Consider the following 17,261-nt stretch of genomic DNA (forward strand, 5'->3'; position numbering starts at 1 on the left):
TCTGACCGCTTACAGCGCTTAGACCCGGTTCGTAGTCATCCTGCCGATTTAAGCCAGTGGAAGATGCGGTCGCTGCTCATCGGCAGACGGTCGATCAGCTGTGCTCGGCCCATGGCGTGCTCTACAGCCGAGGCCAGTGCCGCCCCGGAAGCGGTAATGCCGCCTTCGCCGGCCCCCTTGACTCCCAACGGGTTGATCGGGCTGGGGGCATCCTCCCGCAAAAGCACCTCGACCGACGGAACTTCGAGTGCGGTCGGCATCAGATAGTCGGCCAAGCTTGCGGCCAGTGGTTGACCCACGTCGTCATACACGAATTCCTCGTAGAGCGCGCCCCCGATGCCCTGCGCCACCGCGCCGACAATCTGTCCCTCGACCAGCATCGGATTGATGGCGCGGCCCACATCGAAAGCCACCACATAGCGCTCGATCCTGACGCCACTGGTCTCGGGGTCCAGCCGAACCTGCGCAAAATGAATGCCATAGGGATAGGTCATATGGTCAGACCTGAATCGGCCTTCGGCAACCATCTCGCCCCCGCTGGCAGTCGCGATCTGCCCCAAGGTCACGATGCTTCCGTCTTGTGCGCCATGTATTTCACCAGCCAAGAAGCTGAGCTGGTCGCGCGGAGTCTCGGTCATCTCCGCGGCTCTGTCGAGCGCCTGCCCGATCAGGGCCTCAGCGGCAAGCCGGGTTGCCGAGCCCGACATCACTGTGACGCGAGTGGCAAAAGCACCCAGCCCCTGTTCGATCAGCCGGGTCTGGCCATGAATGACCTCCATCTCTTCGGTGTTGATCCCCAACGTGTCGGCACAAATCTGGGCAAGGACGGTTTCCACCCCCTGGCCGATAGAGGCCACCCCCGTCACGATCCGGATCGAACCGTTGCCGCCGACATAGATGCGGACCAAATCTTCGGGGCCGAGGCCACTTTTCTCGACGAAATAGCCAATTCCGTATCCGACCAGTTCGCCCTTCCGACGCCGTTCAGCGATCTTGCGCTCGAGGTCGGGCAACTTCACATATTCTTCCAGCCGCGTCAGCAGGTCATGATACTTGCCGCTGTCATAGATCACATCGGTTCCCAGCGCCCTGATGCCGCGACTGTGCGGCATCGACGTCTCCGGGAGCAAGTTGCGACGCCGGATCTCGAACCGGTCCACCCCGATCGTTGCCGCAATGAAGTCCATGAGCCGCTCGCGCGCGAAACTGCTTTCGTAGCGGCCCGGAGCGCGATAGGTTCCAGCGGGCGTCTTGTTGGTCAGGCGGACGCGTCCGACGGCGCGATAGGCTGGAATCTGATAAGGCCCCGGCAGCAGCGCCGCTGACAGGTCCGTCACAGTTGCGCCGTGGGTGCGGATATAGCCACCCTGATCGCTAAAAAACTCGACGTCGAGCCCCGTGATCACGCCATCGGCGTCGACAGCCGCGCGCATCCTGTATTGCTGGTCGCGGGAATGGTTCGCGGTCAACAGATGCTCTTTGCGATCTTCCACCCATTTCACCGGGCGGCCCAGCCGCCTTGCGGCCAGGCAGACCAGAACATCCTCGGGATAAAGTTCACCCCGAATGCCGAAACCGCCGCCGACATGCCCTTCGCTAAGCTGGACCCGTTCCTGCGGCAGATCCAGCATCCTGGCAATTGCATCCCGGTTGTAGTGGGGCACCTTGGCGGCGCCGAACATCGTGATCACATCGGTCTCGGCGTCGTGGACTGCCAGCGCACCGCGGGTCTCCATCGGCACACCGGTATGGCGCCCCACGGCCACGTCGAGATCAACCACGAGCGCGGCAGCCGCGAAGGCCGCGTCAACGTCGCCATAGGATTTGCTCACTACCGCCGCTTCATTACCCAGTCCCGGCAGAGTTTCGGGCATGAATTCGGTCGTATCCGCATCGGCGGACAGAACCGGAGGCAGTTCCTCGATATCCGGAAAGATCAGGTCCGCCGCATCCTCGGCAACATAGGGGTTTGTCGCGAAGACTACGGCAATCGGATCGCCGACATAGCGCACATAGTCCTTGGCCAGACACCATTGCCGGTATGGCTCGAGACCCTTGAGATTGGTCATACGAAAATCGATCTGCGGCAGATCGGCGATGTCGTCGATCGTCCAGACCGCGACGACACCCTCAAGCTCAAGTGCCTCCGCGGTGTCGATTTCCACAATACGGCCGAAGGCGATCGGAGAGCGTACGACACGCATGTAAAGCTGGTTTTCGCGGTTCTCGTCGGCAACGAAGCGTCCTGCTCCGATCAGAAGCGGGCGATCCTCAAGCCGTTTAATCGCCTGCCCTATGGCGTTGCTATTGCGCATCAGCCGACGTCCCGGCGCATTACGTCCGCAGCGGCCCTCACCGCCTTGATGATGTTTTGATAGCCGGTGCAGCGGCATAAGTTCGACGACAGGACATCAAGGATTTCTTCGTCGCTCATGTCCGGGTTCTCGGCCAGCGCGCCCTTTGCCAGCATCAGAAAACCGGGCGTGCAAAAGCCGCATTGGAGGCCGTGGCTTTCCCAGAATGCCTGCTGCAGCGGGTGTAGTTTCTCGCCCGCGGCCAATCCCTCGACCGTCTCGATCTTGGTGCTTTCGGCTTGAACCGCGAACATCAGACAGGCGCGGATTGGCTTGCCATCCATCAACACTGTGCAGGCGCCGCAGACGCCGTGCTCGCATCCGACGTGCGTGCCTGTCAGGTGGCAGTCATCTCGCAACGTATCGGCCAGGTTGCGGCGCGGCTCCACCGCAACCTCATACTCCCGTCCGTTCACGTTCAGCTTGATTTCAATCTTGTCTTCCATAGGAAAAACCTGCCTGTCATTTGCCCTTCGCATTGCGGATTGCCGCGCGAATACGGTCCGGGGTGCTGGGGATAGTGTTCAGAGTGACGCCGAATGGTTGCAGCGCATCGGCGATCGCACTGACGACCGCCGCAGGTGCGCCGATCGTGCCGCCTTCGCCGACGCCCTTTGCCTTGGTCATGCTTTCCGGTGAAATCGTCTCCATATGTACGATCTCGATCTTCGGGATCTCATGCGCGGTCGGCGGCAAGTAGTCCGCGAGCGACGCGGTAAGCAGAGTGCCATGGTCGTCATAGATCATTTCTTCGTAAAGGGCATTGGCGATGCCCTGGGCGACCCCGCCGGAAATCTGCCCGTCCACGATCAGGGGATTGATCAGTACGCCGGCATCCTCCACCACCAGAAAGCGGGTGATGGTCACGCCTCCCGTTTCGATATCGACGTCGACTTCGCACAGATGGGCCGCATTCGAGAACGTTCCGGACGGGTCATAGAATCCATGCTCTCTCAGTCCGGCCTCTCCCTTGAAACGGTGGCTCTGATGGTGGAGCGCGCGGGCGACCTCGGCAATCGCCAGCGAACGGTTGCTGCCGTCGACACTGGCGAGATTGTCGCGCAAGGTGATCGTGTCGGGATCAGCCTCCAGCATGATGGCGGCCGCCTCCTTCAGCCTTCGCGCGATCTTGTCCGCCGCGAGTTGGCTGGCCCCACCAGATATCACCATGGATCGAGAGGCAAATGTGCCCCAGCCGTAAGGGGTCGCGTCGGTGTCGCCCGAGATAACCCGGATTGCCTGAGGTGCGATACCCAGACGGTCGGCGACAAGTTGGGCCAAGGCCGTCTTCAGCCCTTGGCCGTGCGGCGACGCGCCGATGCGCAGGGTAACGTTGCCCGAAGGGTCCATCTCGCAATCGACGCTTTCAAATCCGACGACGATATCCAGCGCGCGGGCCGCAAAGGCCGGCGTGCCGTATCCGGTGCGTTCCGAGAAAACGGAAACCCCGAGGCCCAGGTAGCGGCCTTCCTGGCGCGCCTCTAGCTGCCGCCTGCGGAAATCGGGGATATCGGCCAGCTTCTCGGCAGCCTCCATTGCCTTGAGATACGACCCCTCATCATAGATCAGTCCCGTTGGTGAGCGATGAGGAAACTTCGTGATCAGATTCCGGCGGCGGATCTCGAACGGGTCCAGCCCCAACCGGGTCGCCGCGCGATCCATCATCTGTTCCATTGTGAAGGTCAACATCGGCCGCGCGACCCCGCGGTAAGGGGCCATCATCGAGGTATTGGTGGTGATCCCTCGCGCTCGCACTCCGTATTCGCAGAAATTGTAGGGGCCCGGCAATTCGGCAAAGGCCATCATCGGCTCGACACCGCAGGTGACCGGATAGCACGAGAACGCACCGACATTCGAACACAGGTCGGCGTCAACGGCCAGCAGCCTGCCCTCGGCGTTGAAAGCCCCTTTGACGGTGTATTTCTGGTCGCGCGAATGGGACGAGGCCAGCAGGTTTTCACGCCGATCCTCGATCCAGGACAATTTTCGTTTCAACCGCAACGCCGCCCAGACCAGCGCGACATATTCCGGGAACAGCGACATCTTCTGCCCGAAACCGCCGCCCACATCGGGCGCGACGACACGCAGGTCGCCTTCGCGGATGCCAAGCACATCGGCGATACCGGTGCGCAGCATGTGTGGCATCTGGACTGAGGCATAAAGTGTGACCCGCCCCGTTGCCCGGTCATAATCGGCCACGCCGCCGCGCGCCTCCATCGGCATGGCCGACTGTCGCTGCGAGCGCAGGTCGAGTTCGATCACATGGGCAGCCTCGCGGAATGCGGCATCCAGGCCATCGGTGCGCATAACGCCTTCGATCATGACGTTTCCGGGCGCTTCGGGATGAACCTGTCTTGCGCCCTCCGCCAGCGCCGCATCGATCGAAGTAATCGCCCGTTCACTCTCGATACCGACAAAAACCTGTTCGGCCAGATCTTCCGCCTCTGCCTCCGTGGGGGCAACCACGAGTGCGATGGCCTGCCCCGAGAACGAGACCTTGTCCGACGGTAGGACCGGATGGGGAACCCGCCGGTAATCGGGGCGGTGCACGACCGCCTGAATCGGCTTTACGCCGTCGGCTTCAAGATCGCGGCCGGTAAAGACGATGCCTTCGTCGGGCAGTTCGATGTCCTCGATCCGGCCCGCGGCTTCGGGGCTTCGGACGAATTTGACTGACCAGCTGCCGGCGGCAAGATCCGAGACGTAACTGCCCTGACCTTTCAGCAGGCTGGGATCCTCAAGGCGCGGAAGGGTTCTGCCGACCCAGTTCATGCTGCCCCCCCCGTACGGCAATCGGCCCTCGCGGCGGCAAGCGCGCGCCTGATTACCGTGCCGGTCAGGTCGCGGCGATACTCAGCCGAACCGTGAATATCCGAGCTTGGCGACACCATTTTCTGAGCCGCAGCCGCGACTGCGGAAAATGTTTCATCGGTGGCACACTGACCCTTCAGTTGGGCTTCAAGCGCGTCCAGCCGCACGGAATGGGCGGATACCGCCCCCAACCCGAGCCTTGCGTCGATGATCCTGTCACCATCGAGCCGCAGCATTGCCAGCGCCATTGCCAGGGCAAAGTCGCCCTTGCGCCGAGAGAATTCGTAGAACCCGCTGCCCCAACCGTGCGGCAGGCGCGGCAGGCGGAGCCGGGCGAGAAGCTCGGTTTCACCCACGGCGGTCATGAAGGTACCGCGGAAAAATTCGCTGGCGGCGACCCTGCGGGTCCCATCCTGCCCGGCAATTTCGATCTCGGCGCCAAGTGTTATGGCGACGAGGCACCATTCCGAAGCAGGGTCCGCGTGGCAGAGCGATCCCCCGAAAGTGCCACGCTGGCGGATGGGATAGTGGGCGATGTTCTGGACAACCTTGCTCAACATCCGACCCACCGGATCGTCACAGACCGGCTTGTGGAAGGTGGCGTGACGTGTCACCGAGCCGATGACGATGGTATCGTCTTCAACCCTAACGCCTTGAATTTCCGGAATGTTGTTGATGTCGATGAGAACGTCCGGCCTGGCCAGACGAAAATTCATGGAGGGAACGAGGCTCTGGCCGCCCGCAATGATCTTTCCAACCGCCCCGTGAGTTGCAAGGGATCTTACGGCTTCGTCCAGGCTTGCTGGACGATGATACGAGAACGGAGCAGGTTTCATTTCATATCCACATGATGAATCGGCAGTATGTCGGGAATTGTGCGGAGTGCGCGCCAGTACCCGGGCGGTCGCCGGCGCGTGCCCACGTTGTTACGGCATGTACGCTTCGTTCAAGCCAAGCTCACGCAGCATCCGGCGGTAGTTGATCGCGGGCTGGTCGGGCACGCGCATGTGAAGCTCTTCCTTCACATCCGTCGGGATCTTCTCCGGCCGCTGACTTTCGACAATGACTCGGTCCTGCTCCATCACCGCATCAAAGCCTTCGCTGAAGACACTATCTGGTTTGTCCAGAGAGTGATTTCGCGTCACGAAGACATAGATTCGCGTCGTGGTCTCGGTCATCGGAGTCGGGATGAACGACAGGATGGTCTTGTCACCCGTCGCACCGGACCCCTGGTCGGACCAAGTCTTGCCGCCCTCAGGGTTGACGATGGTCTTGCTGTCGTGGATCTGGAACGGAAACTCCAGCGTGTATTCACGCAGCAAATGCGTATCGTCATAGGCGAATTTTAACCCGGTTTCCGTTCTCTCCACCGGGTAGGGTTTGATCACCGGACCGTCAGATAGTTCGATGTAGCCCTGATGAACGAAGTTGAAATGCGAGAAGTCCATCGCGTTTTCGATCATCCGTCCAGCCGATGTCTTCCAGTCCCAGACGCCGACGAGGAACATCCTGAACTTGGAATCCTTGTCGAGTGCCTCAAGATAGGCCGGGAAGGGTTCCGGGCTGTCGGATTGCGCAGCCCAAACTAGCCCGAATGCCTCACGGGTCGGATAGACGACTGTCTTGGCCTTTTCGGGGATCGGAGCGTTCGCAGGCAGAGAGGGGATCTTTACGCAGGCGCCGTCGCAGCCATAGGACCAGCCATGATAAGGGCAGACAATGTTGTTGCCCTCGACGTGACCGCCGGCGGTGAACTTTGCGCCGCGGTGGATGCACAGATCCTTCATTACCGTCGCTTTGCCATCTTCGCCACGCCAGACGACAAGCTCCTCGCCCAGCATCACCCGCGCCAGCGGTGTCTTGGTGACGTCCTCGCTCTTCGCAATGGGGTTCCAGTATTTCCTCAGGACTTCTAGCATGAAAGGCTCCTTGTTTTCAGGGTTGCTCCGGCGGGTCCGAGTCGGGAACGACCTCGGGGAAGGCGACGGCCAGCGGTGGTTCGTTTTCCGACCAGCAAGGCGATCCCGTCTTGTCGCGACGGGCCACACCCGCCGGGGTTGGCCCTATGATCATGACGTTCATTGTGCTGCGCCCTCAGCAATCGGAGCCCTCCCCAGGCCGTTCGTCTGGGCATTGGCGGCCGTGCGCCTACACCCGCACATCGCGCTTCTGGACACTCCGATCACGCAAGAAGTAACCCGCTGCCTTATGAGGATTTCCCGCTCGCGAGGAGACCGCCCGGCCCAGAAGCATGCCTCTACATCATTCCCTGGCGTCGCTGGAAGAGCGACCGGAACCAGCCCACGATCGCCAGCCAGAGCAGCCGGCTTGCACTCATCGGCGCCTTGGGTTGTGCTCGGGCTTCGGATTCCCGGGTGTTCCCGACCGGCTCGGCCGCTGCGGCACCGGTCGGCGCCATTTTCGTTTCGACGTTGCCGACGAAATCCGAAATCAGGACCGACGCGATTTCCTCGATGATGCCGGTGCGCCCGAATTGCGCGATCGGTCCGGAAAGCTGCACGTCAGCATCCACCAGAATCTTGGTCGAGGTGTCAGCTTCGATCAGGCGGCAATCCATCGTCATCTTGCCTCTGGATGCACCCTTCCGGTCAATCCCCTTGCCCTCCATGCTGATCGCATGGGTGTCTTCGTCATACGCCACCTTGGCCGCGCCTTCGAAGGCGGCCTGAAATGGCCCAACCTTCATCGACATCTTGCCAGTATGGGAGCCGTCGTCATTGACTCCCAGATACTCGGCGCCTGGCAGGCAGTCGGCCACGGAAGAAACGTTGTGGAAGAATTTCCAGACCTCACTCCGCGTGCGGTCGAGTGTGAATTCCTTGTGCAGCTTCATACTGGTTCAGCTCCTTTTGCTGATCTAGGGCATGAGACTAGAGCCGTCGGCTTCCAATCGTCAGGCCATACACGTCCGTCCGTCGATCCTCCCGCGGCCGCACCAGCGGCGAGCGCACCCTAGCTGCGCGGATCTCGGCGATATCGAATGTCGCGCGCAAGCTGCCGGTATCGTCCCGGCCCATCGGCCCGCCAACGCAGGTGCCATGTGCATCGGCGATTAGCGACGAGCCCAGTAGCCGCAGGCCCTGATCGCCGCCACTCTGGCTGGCGCAGATCATCGGCAACTGATCCAGATTCGCCTGGACCAGCGCGCCGCGCGCTTGACCAATATATCCTGAAGCATCGTGCGAAACCCGGTCAAAACCGCCAACCCAAGCAGTCGGGATGGCCAGAATGTCGGCGCCCGCAAGGGAAAGGCCGCGCGCCACCTCAACGAAACGCAGGTCGTAACAGACACAGATCCCGATGCAACCCAGATCGGTCTCGGCCAGAACCAGCCCCAAATCGCCCGGAGTGAATATTTTCTTTTCCTGATCGAAGAGATGCAGCTTGCGATAGATCACATCACTGCCACCGGGTCTGACCAGAATGGCCGAGTTGAAGAGTTCCCCAGCGGGTCCGCGTTCGCAGAAGCCGCAGACGATCACGACACCCAGCTTTTCCGAAAGGCCGCGGAGCAGGGCGGCCGTCGGGCCATCCGCCGGCTCGGCGCAGGCGGGCAGTCCCTGTGGATCGAGGCAATAGCCGGAGATTGCCAGCTCCGGCAGCACCACGAGTCGCGAACCGTGTGCGGCTTCGGCCCGAACAAACGCTTCGACAGTCCTGCGGTTTTCCTCCACTGCAAGATGCCTGGCGCCGAATTGGACGGCTGATACCTGAAAGGCGTTGCTCATTCGGGCAGATCCACACAGAAGCTGGCGGGTACCTCGCAATCCGCGCTCAGAGCCTTGACCATGCGCAGCAGTGGCACATCGGCGGGTGCGGGGCCGCCGACCGAGATGATCCGCCTCCCCTTGTCGGCATGGACGGAATGCTTCACCCCTACAGGCACGTGGACGATGCAGCCGGCGTGGAACGGCAGGGACACCCCGTTGGTGTGATCCACCGCGGTTCCTTCGCCTTCGAGAATGAAGATCGTGTCCTCGGAAACCGGGTGGATATGCGGCACGTTTGCCTCACCCGGCTGCAGTACGACGTAGTTCACGTTTGCATTCCACGCTCCGACGCCAGGCCAGACAATGAATCGCGCGTCCTTGGAGATCAGGGGCAGTCGCAGCGATGGCCGGTCGCGATGAAAGACACGAATGCTCATGCGGCACCCCCTCCGGGTTTCAGGTTGTAGAGATCCGGGTCGACAGGTACGCAGCCGCCAACCGCCTTCATGCCAATTTCGCCGCCCTCGAGGCGATAGGCATCGCGCGGCCCGATGTGGATCATCGAACCTTCAACAAGTTCCTGAGTCTCGTTGGTCACGAGATCGCGCACGCAGCCGCTTCCCGAGGCAATGTAGTAGACACATTCATGCGCGTGGCTCAGATCCACCGTCCGCCCCCCACCGCCGAGATCAATGATATTGACCGTGCGGTAGCAGGCCCCATTTCCCGGCCACAATATTGCGTTCGCGCACCCTTCCCCCACCGTGATCGGGAGTGGGTGCCGGGACAGGGCGCTGTCTATCACTTGCACGGTCTTCGACGACGCATCGGTCATGAGGCATCCCTATTGCCTTTTCAATACAGTTTTTGATTATTTATAAATTTTGATACCGTCAACAGAAATTTGACTACTGCCAAACAAGAATTCAGTCAAGTATTTGATTTCATGAAAAAATTATGCCAAAGGTGAGCAAAATCGTGACTTTGTCTTGAATAGGGTTGATTTTCCGGGAATTCCGTCAAGCCGCTCCCGGGCATACACTCCCGGCATCTGGCGGATCGGATCAACGAAGAATCCGGCCAACGCCGAAGTTGTAGAGGGCCATGACGTCGGTGAGGTGGATGCTTGACTGCTGACGGCTCTCACAGTGATCGCGCTTCACGGCGGCGCCCGAACGGTGCAGGTCATCCGCTTGACCAGGCCATTCTCGGGGGATTTTATCCCCTGGATCAGGCCCTGATCCCCCACACTCCAGAGATGGTTGGGCTTGGTCAGGCGCGCTTGATCCCGTTCGCGAACCGGTCGCCGCGAGACCGCCGAAATCGGGCCGTTAGGCGCGTTCGTCCTGGAGTGCTCCCCATAACGACTCGGACGGATTCCACCTCGTCCTGCCTTGTTCGTCCGCAATGGCGCGGCCAAAAGAAGGAGCGGGGCAACCGAGGCAAAAGTTTACATTTGACAAACTTATTGCGACACTTTTTAATCATGTTGAATATGCTTCGTGCTCACGGCGCATTATTTCAAGCGACGCTCACTAGGGAGGAGAAAGTATGCTGAACTCACGGATGCTTTGTGGCGCCTGTCTGTTGGGGGCCGGAATCGCCACCATCCAGGCGACGACTGCCAATGCGGCTGACGACACGCCGGTGAAGATCGGGCTGATTATGGAGGCCAGGCCCGAGGTCGAGCCGTGGAGCCTTGCTTGGCATGACTCCGTCGAGGCGATGAAGGCGCAGGATTCCAGCCTGTCGGTTGTCGAAACCTACGATGCGTATGATGCGACGCGCTCCGAGCCTGTCATCCGGCAATTGATTGACACGGGTGGAAATGTCATAGCCCTGTCGACGTTCGTGCTGACGGACGTGGCGAAGGTCTTGGCCACAGACTACCCGGAGGTGCCTATGGTTTTAACCTCATTCAACGTCATTCAGCAACCGAACCTGTCATCTGCAACGGCAAGCTATCTGGAGATCGGCTATGCCACCTGCTGGCTGCTGGCAAAGCTGTCGGATGACGGCCGTGTCGGGTATATCGGCGCGCAGAAAGCACCATTCGAGGTTGAGTCCTACGAGGGCTGCCAGCTTGGCGCGAAGGCCGCAAACCCCGCTGCCGAGGTTACTCTGGTCAACAGCAACAGTTTTGTCGATCCGCAGGCCAACCGCGAGCAGACCCAGAGCTTGGTAGACAAGGGAATCACCGAGATATTCCTGGGCTCCGGCACGGAAGATGCCGTCGGTGGGCTGCGTCTTTGCGAAACGGTCGGTGCGCACTGCGCGACCTGGGGCGGGGATGGGCGCAAGTGGGCGCCGACCGCCAGCGTCCTCACTGTGGTACTCGACTGGAGCGTGGTGCTTGACGATCTGGTGAAGCAGGCTCGCAGCGGCCAGTTGGAGGCGAAACAGTGGGATCTCACATTCGGTAACGGCGGCCTAAAAGTCACGGACTTTTCGGCCACCGATGCGGTTAGCGACGAACTCGCTTCCGAATTCAATGAAATCGTTGCCGGACTCGGTTCTTTGGCAATCGAGCTTCCCGAAAGCAAGGTGCACCCCGGTGTCCGTTAACACGGTTGCCCAGCGTACACGGGCTGTCTTGCCCGTGTACGCCGTCAAACTCGATCAACAGCGTTGTGGAGATCAGAGCCGCATGGCATCTGGAGCGGAGCGGGTTGCGCTGACATCGGTAACCAAGGCTTTTGGTGATATCGTCGCAATCCGGAGTGCGAGCCTGTCGGTCAACTATGGCGAGGTGCACGCCCTGATTGGGGAAAACGGTGCCGGCAAATCGACCCTGATGCGGATCCTCGCAGGGCATATGGCGGCGGATCAGGGAAGTCTGGTTTTCGAGGGTAAGTCGACGCCAATCAACAGGCGAATATTGGGACATCGCGCCGGCGTCGGTTTCGTCGAGCAGGAAGGCGGTCTGATCGAGGAACTTACCGGGGCTGAGAATTTTGTACTTGCTCAAGGCAAGGGCCTGATTGCCGACCGACGGGGCGCGATCTCTATGATCCAGAGCCTTGCGCGGCGGTTCGGCGGTGAAATCGACCTGAATGTACCCATCTACAGCCTGCCTATGGGGCAACGTCAGAGGCTGGAAATCCTCATCGTCCTGGCGCTTGGTGCCAATGTGCTGATCCTGGACGAACCGACCGCATCCTTGGCAGAGGAAGATTCACGGACCCTCAGCCAGATCATCCGCACCTTCGTGGGCGATGGCGGATCAGTAATCTACATCAGCCACAAACTGCATGAGGTCAAGGAAATCGCCGACAGGATCACGGTCATGCGCCGGGGTGAGGTCGTCGGATGCCACGACGCCCGATCGGTGACGGTCAACCAGCTTGCCACGGAAATGGTCGGCGATATAACGCCGCTGGACCGCCGAGCGGACAGAAAAGGCGCTCAGATCGCTTCCGATGAACTCCTGGATGTTGCACTTGGTGCCCACCCCTCGGTTCATCATCGTGAATCTGCCCGCGCCGCATGCGTGCTCGAGAGCGTATCGGCGCGGTCGCCCTACAAGTCCGAAGCAAATCTGGCCGATGTGAGTCTGAACGTCAATGCTGGCGAGATTGTCGGCATCGCCGGCGTCGTCGGCAGCGGGCAGACCGTGCTTGCCGAGGTTTTGGCAGGAATTCTTATGCATACCGGTGGGACCGTCCACAGGCCGTCTGGAGCTATCGCCTACGTTCCGGAAAATCGCCATCGTGATGCCGTCGCGCTTCACATGTCTATTCGCGACAACCTGATGGTTCACCTTCATTCAAAACCGGAATACGCCTCCGGTCTATGGCCGCGCCGGGGGGCGATGAATACCAAGGCGGGCCAGATGCTGCTGTCGTCGCGGGTCGTTGGCGCGCGAATCGAAGCGCCGGTGGCCAGCCTGTCTGGTGGAAACCAGCAGAAGCTGGTTCTGGGTCGCGAGCTTGAGCAGAATCCATCGCTCGTGGTCGCGCATAACCCCTTCCGAGGCCTTGATGTCCGCGCTATTCGTGATGTCAAGGACGCGCTGATCGGCGCCTGTGATGCCGGAGCGGGCGTGATCATGATCAGCTCAGATCTGGACGAGATCCTGCAGCTGGCGGATCGCGTTGTCGTGCTTTTCTCGGGTCGCGTCATGGGCTCAGTCGTGATCGACTCCGGGGATCTCGACGCGATTGGAAAGATGATGGGCGGGATCAGTCAATGATGATGGGACAGTCGATGCGCATGCTTAGGGTTATCGCCCCGATCACGGCGACACTGCTTTTAGCACTTGTGGCAATCTGCGTTCTGCTGATTGCGGTGCATGTAGATGTTCTTCTTGCCGCGCGAGCGTTTTACCAGTCGACATTCGGGTCGCTACGTACCTTTGGCGAGGTCTTGGTCAGATCGACCCCGCTGCTGCTGATCGCGGCAACGCTTTTACCGTCGCTCCGATCAGGGTTCTATAACATCGGGGCTCCGGGTCAGGTCGCGGCCGGCGGGCTGGCGGCGACGTTTGTGGCTCTCAATATGTCTGGTGCTCCTGCCCCACTTGCCTTGGTGTCTTGCGCCATTTCGGCAGCTGTTGCCGGAGGGCTGGTCAGCATGCTACCCGGTTTCCTGAAGGCTCGCTGGACGGTCAATGAGATCGTCTCGAGCCTTGCCATGAATTTCATCATGATCGCCGTGCTTGGCTATCTGTTGAACGGTCCGATGCAAAGCGACTTTGCGAACCTTCCGCAGTCGGATTCGCTCCCCGCAAACAGCTCTGTTCCAAAGATTTTCGATGGAACGCGGGCGCACATGGGGGTCTACATCGCACTTATGGCGATCCCGCTGCTGATTCTGCTGGACAAGTCGATAATCGGATACCGGTTACGGGTTTTCTATGCCAATCAGAATCTGTCGCGGCGCGCCAATGTCAATCCGGGCGCCTACACGATCTGGATGTTTGTACTGGCCGGCACCGGCGCTGGACTTGCCGGATGGATGCAGGTCGCGGCCATCGACCATCGCCTTTATCCCGGTATCGCTGAGCCTATCGGCTACGCTGGTCTATTTGTGGTCTTTCTGGGTGCCCTGCATCCGGTCGGTATCGTTCTGGCGGCGTTCGCCCTTGGCGCGCTCATGCATGGGGGTGGGTCGCTGCAGGTCGGTGCCGGCGTTTCAGCCGAAATCGTGCAGGTCTTTCTAGGCGTCGTCTTGATCGTCTATGCAGTCATGCCGCGGGCGTCGGGTTCATCGGCCGATGGGCGGAAATAGCAGACAGGAACCAGTCTCATGGAACTAATCGAAGCCGTTACCAGCAGTTCGGTGCGCCTGATGGTACCCCTGCTCCTAGCCATGCTGGGTGAGCTCATCTCCGAGCGGGCCGGTATCCTCAATGTCGGGCTTGAAGGCATGATGACCGCCGGAGCCTTTGCAGGGTTCATCGCCTCCGTCACCCTGTTTAACATCCCCATGGCCATCTGCATCGCCGCGCTGGCCGGAATGGTGGTTGCCTCGGCAATGGCGGCTGGGACCGTCTGGCTGAAGGGCAACGCCATCCTGGTCGGATTTTCTCTGTTCATTCTTGTTCCGGGCATCGCGAATTTCCTTTATATTCAAGGTGGTTGGACAGAAGCCGCCCCGGCCGTGCCGATCCTTCGTGTTCCGGTACTGTCTGATATCCCGGTAATCGGGTCGGCACTGTTCGCGCACAATGCCTTTTATTTCCTCGCGGTCATCCTGACCGCGGCAGTCTGGTTCTTGTTTGCCAGGACGCGGGTGGGGCTAGTGATCTCGGCCGTCGGCCACGATCCGCGTGCCGCCGAAAGCAAGGGTGTTTCGGCGCGCTGGGTGCAGACGCTGGCCCTGTTGACCTGCGGCGCCTTTGCGGGCATCTCCGGTGCCTCGCTGTCGCTGGGCGCCGTTGGATCCTACGTTCCCGACATCATCGGCGGGCGCGGGTTCATTGTGATCGCCATTGTCATTCTCGGTCGCTGGACGGTCCCCGGCGCGGTGGCCGGAGGTTTCCTGCTGGCGGTTCTGGATGCGATCAAGCTGAGCCTCGCGCAGCAGCCCGGTGTTCCTGTCCAGCTTCTCGGCGCGCTGCCCTGGGTCGTTGTCATCGCGATGCTGATCATCAGTGCGAACATGCGCTCGAACGCGCCGCGCACCTTGGTCCACTAAAAAGCAGAAAGGTCGAAGTTTATGCCACAGCACTATCTCTACGGTGAACTCCGCACCCTTCCCTCCACCGAAGCCTACCGGAAGTTCTTCGACATCGCTGAAACCGCGGTGATCTGCATTGACATGCACAAGGGCCATCTGTCGGACGCACCCGAGTGCCCGTGTCCGGCGCCGCGCGGACGCCCGCTGGTAGGGCCAATCGACACCTTCCACGACACAGCGCGGGGCATGGGGATTCGGATTGTTCATGTCAAATCCCAACTGCGCAAATCCGGTGCAGACGACCTCAACGGCATTCCAAGCGCCTGGCGGTTGGGATTCAGCGAATATGTCGGCGGGATCCCCAATATCGCCGAACATGCGATCGAGGGAAGCGAATGGACCGATCTGGTGACGCGGGTCGAACCCGGGGACGAAATCGTCAGTTCAAAGAAGCGTCTGTCGGCCTTCTATCCCAGCGATCTGGATTTTTTGCTGCGCCAGATGGGCGTCAAGACGATCGTACTGACGGGTATCATGACGGATTGCTGCATCCTGAGTACGGCCTTCGAGGGATCGAACCGCAACTACCGTGTCGTCACAGTCCGCGACCTTGTTGCGGGAACGAACGACGAGCTGGAGGAGGCAGCGCTGAAGATCATGTCGCTGAACACCGGACTCGTCATGGATTCCGGCGATCTGATCGAGGCGTGGACTAGCAGTTACGTCTCGGCATCAGCGGGATCGGATCGACGGTGAATCGATCAGGCTCAGAAGTCCAGCCCTTGCAGATCTATTCGTAAGGTGTGAGGCCACGGAGGGTCTTGAGCCTGCGAACGTAGTTGTGGGGCTGCCGTGACGAACGTGTCCCATAGTGCTTCCGGCTCTTCCGGCGGCTGGATCGCACCATCAAACCGTGGGATCAAACAGTTGGCTACCCTGCTGCGTTTGTGAGATGAGGTCTTCCGTGATTTGGGCAGAAGAGCGCCGGTACGACCAAAACCGCTTCGCGCGCTGTGCAATCGCAAGCCGCATTGTGTGCGCTTCAAGGCTTGGACAACAACAGTCCCCCAGAGACCAGGCATGAGACCGGATGTTTGCCGACTACGATCGCTCTGCCCGGGTCAAGGGCGACCGTGGCATGCATAAGTGGGTTAAATCTCTGGATGATCGCCGTTGAAGGGTCCGGTGGGTTGCTTCGAAAGCGCAGTTCGTAGCCTGGTGGGGAGGTCCGAGAACGATGATGCCGCGTTGAGCCAGGCCATTGGGCCTGCAACGGGTCGTTCATTGAGATCCGAGGTTAAACCAGATGGTTTTTGCCTTCTTGCTGCTTCGGTTCTGAATCCGGTGCGGCCGCTGGGAAGAATAGCAGATGAAGTCCCCCGGGATCAGCATGTGGTTGACGCCATCGACCTCGACATGAAGCTCTCCTTCGAGGAGAAACCCGTATTCGTGACCGTCATGCGTGATCGAGACGTCGTTCGAGGCGCTACCCGGTCCGTATTCGTTGATCGCCACGGTTACGTCGTTGAGGGTGTCTTCCGTCAGTATCCTGCGGATCACGTCCTCTGCGGTTACCACGACGCGCGCATCGGCCGATCGCACGACAATGTTTTGCTTGTCGGCGTTGCCGTCGGTCAGGTCTGACATCTTTACGCCCAGCGTTTCGCTAATAACGATTAGCGAGCCGATCGATGGTGCCGCGCGACCGCGTTCGACCAAGCTAAGCATCGATGTGCTCAAGCCACATTCTTCTGCGAGTTGCTGGAGAGTCATTCGTCGGCTCTTCCGTATCTGCCGAATGCGTTGTCCGATGATCCTCAGCGTCAGCATTGCAGTATTGCTGAGCTGTGGATCCTGAGATTTGGGTTTCGACTGGTTTGCCAAAGTCTTGATCTCTCGTAGGGTCTGACACCGCCGGCGAAAGGAATACGTCACGCGATCTTCTTAATGCAAACTTGGCACTTCTGCGAGATGAATGTCAACACAGTTAAATTGTCATTGCGGGAACGGACGGCGCAGCGTTGTAAAAAATGCATATCTTTCATTGATATGAAGGGATGTTTCCGTGCCATCTAACACCTTTTGGCGGAAGAAAAATTTATCTTTTTTAAAATTAATCCAATAATAGTAAATTTGGTTCCTGATCTGTTACCTCATGGTATAGATGTGGTCCCCTCCTGGGAAGTTGGACCGGTCTGAGTGAGGATTTTCCGCTACGGGGACGTCACCCTGTTTCTGGTCCGGA

15 protein-coding genes and 2 pseudogenes are annotated in these 17,261 nt (G+C 59.9%); 5 read left to right on the top strand and 12 right to left on the bottom strand.

Going from position 1 to position 17,261, the window contains the following annotated elements; translation table 11 throughout:
* Positions 1-35 precede the first annotated feature (35 nt).
* From V5734_RS16635 to V5734_RS16680, 10 genes and pseudogenes are all read right to left on the bottom strand, one after another.
* Positions 36-2,315 carry a xanthine dehydrogenase family protein molybdopterin-binding subunit gene (locus V5734_RS16635; protein WP_347310739.1) on the bottom strand — a complete coding sequence of 760 codons (2,280 nt, stop codon included), beginning with the start codon at positions 2,313-2,315 and terminating at the stop codon, positions 36-38.
* On the bottom strand, positions 2,315-2,800 hold the full coding sequence (locus V5734_RS16640; protein WP_347310740.1) for a (2Fe-2S)-binding protein: 486 nt from the start codon (positions 2,798-2,800) through the stop codon (positions 2,315-2,317). The genes V5734_RS16635 and V5734_RS16640 overlap by 1 nt, the downstream gene beginning before the upstream one ends.
* Positions 2,801-2,816: 16 nt before the next feature.
* Entirely contained in the window at positions 2,817-4,820 is a 2,004-nt protein-coding gene (locus tag V5734_RS16645) for a xanthine dehydrogenase family protein molybdopterin-binding subunit (protein WP_347310741.1), read from the bottom strand.
* A 3-nt stretch (positions 4,821-4,823) separates the two neighbouring features.
* Positions 4,824-5,126 (bottom strand): annotated as a pseudogene (locus V5734_RS21620) (hypothetical protein); the annotation flags it as partial.
* Positions 5,123-6,001, bottom strand: a complete 879-nt coding sequence (locus V5734_RS16655; RefSeq protein ID WP_347310743.1) for an FAD binding domain-containing protein — start codon at positions 5,999-6,001, stop codon at positions 5,123-5,125. The pseudogene V5734_RS21620 and the gene V5734_RS16655, both read right to left, overlap by 4 nt.
* Before the next feature lie 90 nt (positions 6,002-6,091).
* The gene (locus V5734_RS16660; protein WP_347310744.1) at positions 6,092-7,084 is read right to left on the bottom strand and encodes an aromatic ring-hydroxylating dioxygenase subunit alpha; all 993 of its coding nucleotides are present in this window, start codon (positions 7,082-7,084) and stop codon (positions 6,092-6,094) included.
* 338 nt (positions 7,085-7,422) lie between these two features.
* Positions 7,423-8,019 carry a CoxG family protein gene (locus V5734_RS16665; RefSeq protein WP_347310745.1) on the bottom strand — a complete coding sequence of 199 codons (597 nt, stop codon included), beginning with the start codon at positions 8,017-8,019 and terminating at the stop codon, positions 7,423-7,425.
* A gap of 37 nt (positions 8,020-8,056) precedes the next feature.
* Entirely contained in the window at positions 8,057-8,914 is an 858-nt protein-coding gene (locus tag V5734_RS16670) for a carbon-nitrogen hydrolase family protein (protein WP_347310746.1), read from the bottom strand.
* Positions 8,911-9,333 carry a cupin domain-containing protein gene (locus tag V5734_RS16675; protein WP_347310747.1) on the bottom strand — a complete coding sequence of 141 codons (423 nt, stop codon included), beginning with the start codon at positions 9,331-9,333 and terminating at the stop codon, positions 8,911-8,913. The genes V5734_RS16670 and V5734_RS16675 overlap by 4 nt, the downstream gene beginning before the upstream one ends.
* Positions 9,330-9,731 carry a hypothetical protein gene (locus V5734_RS16680; protein WP_347310748.1) on the bottom strand — a complete coding sequence of 134 codons (402 nt, stop codon included), beginning with the start codon at positions 9,729-9,731 and terminating at the stop codon, positions 9,330-9,332. The genes V5734_RS16675 and V5734_RS16680 overlap by 4 nt, the downstream gene beginning before the upstream one ends.
* A gap of 716 nt (positions 9,732-10,447) precedes the next feature.
* Between V5734_RS16680 and V5734_RS16685 the strand changes: the two genes are divergently transcribed.
* The 5 genes from V5734_RS16685 (at position 10,448) to V5734_RS16705 (ending at position 15,772) form a co-directional block, all read left to right on the top strand.
* Entirely contained in the window at positions 10,448-11,461 is a 1,014-nt protein-coding gene (locus V5734_RS16685) for a BMP family ABC transporter substrate-binding protein (RefSeq protein WP_347310749.1), read from the top strand.
* Between the two features lie 82 nt (positions 11,462-11,543).
* Complete coding sequence (locus V5734_RS16690; RefSeq protein ID WP_347310750.1) at positions 11,544-13,088, top strand: ABC transporter ATP-binding protein; 1,545 nt, start codon at positions 11,544-11,546, stop codon at positions 13,086-13,088.
* Positions 13,085-14,125, top strand: coding sequence for an ABC transporter permease (locus tag V5734_RS16695; RefSeq protein ID WP_347310751.1), 1,041 nt, complete (start codon positions 13,085-13,087; stop codon positions 14,123-14,125). Before V5734_RS16690 ends, V5734_RS16695 begins: the two co-directional genes overlap by 4 nt.
* A gap of 18 nt (positions 14,126-14,143) precedes the next feature.
* A complete protein-coding gene (locus tag V5734_RS16700) occupies positions 14,144-15,034 on the top strand; it encodes an ABC transporter permease (protein WP_347310752.1) in 891 nt (296 codons plus the stop codon).
* Positions 15,035-15,055: 21 nt separating this feature from the next.
* The gene (locus V5734_RS16705; RefSeq protein ID WP_347310753.1) at positions 15,056-15,772 is read left to right on the top strand and encodes a cysteine hydrolase family protein; all 717 of its coding nucleotides are present in this window, start codon (positions 15,056-15,058) and stop codon (positions 15,770-15,772) included.
* Here the strand turns inward: V5734_RS16705 and V5734_RS16710 are convergent.
* Together V5734_RS16710 and V5734_RS16715 are read right to left on the bottom strand one after the other, a co-directional pair.
* A pseudogene (locus V5734_RS16710) lies at positions 15,729-15,896 on the bottom strand (IS481 family transposase); the annotation flags it as partial. The gene V5734_RS16705 and the pseudogene V5734_RS16710 overlap by 44 nt on opposite strands.
* 401 nt (positions 15,897-16,297) lie before the next feature.
* Positions 16,298-16,846, bottom strand: coding sequence for a helix-turn-helix domain-containing protein (locus V5734_RS16715; RefSeq protein WP_347310754.1), 549 nt, complete (start codon positions 16,844-16,846; stop codon positions 16,298-16,300).
* Positions 16,847-17,261 lie beyond the last annotated feature (415 nt).

The sequence above is a fragment of the Defluviimonas sp. SAOS-178_SWC genome (assembly GCF_039830135.1).
Lineage (GTDB): Bacteria > Pseudomonadota > Alphaproteobacteria > Rhodobacterales > Rhodobacteraceae > Albidovulum.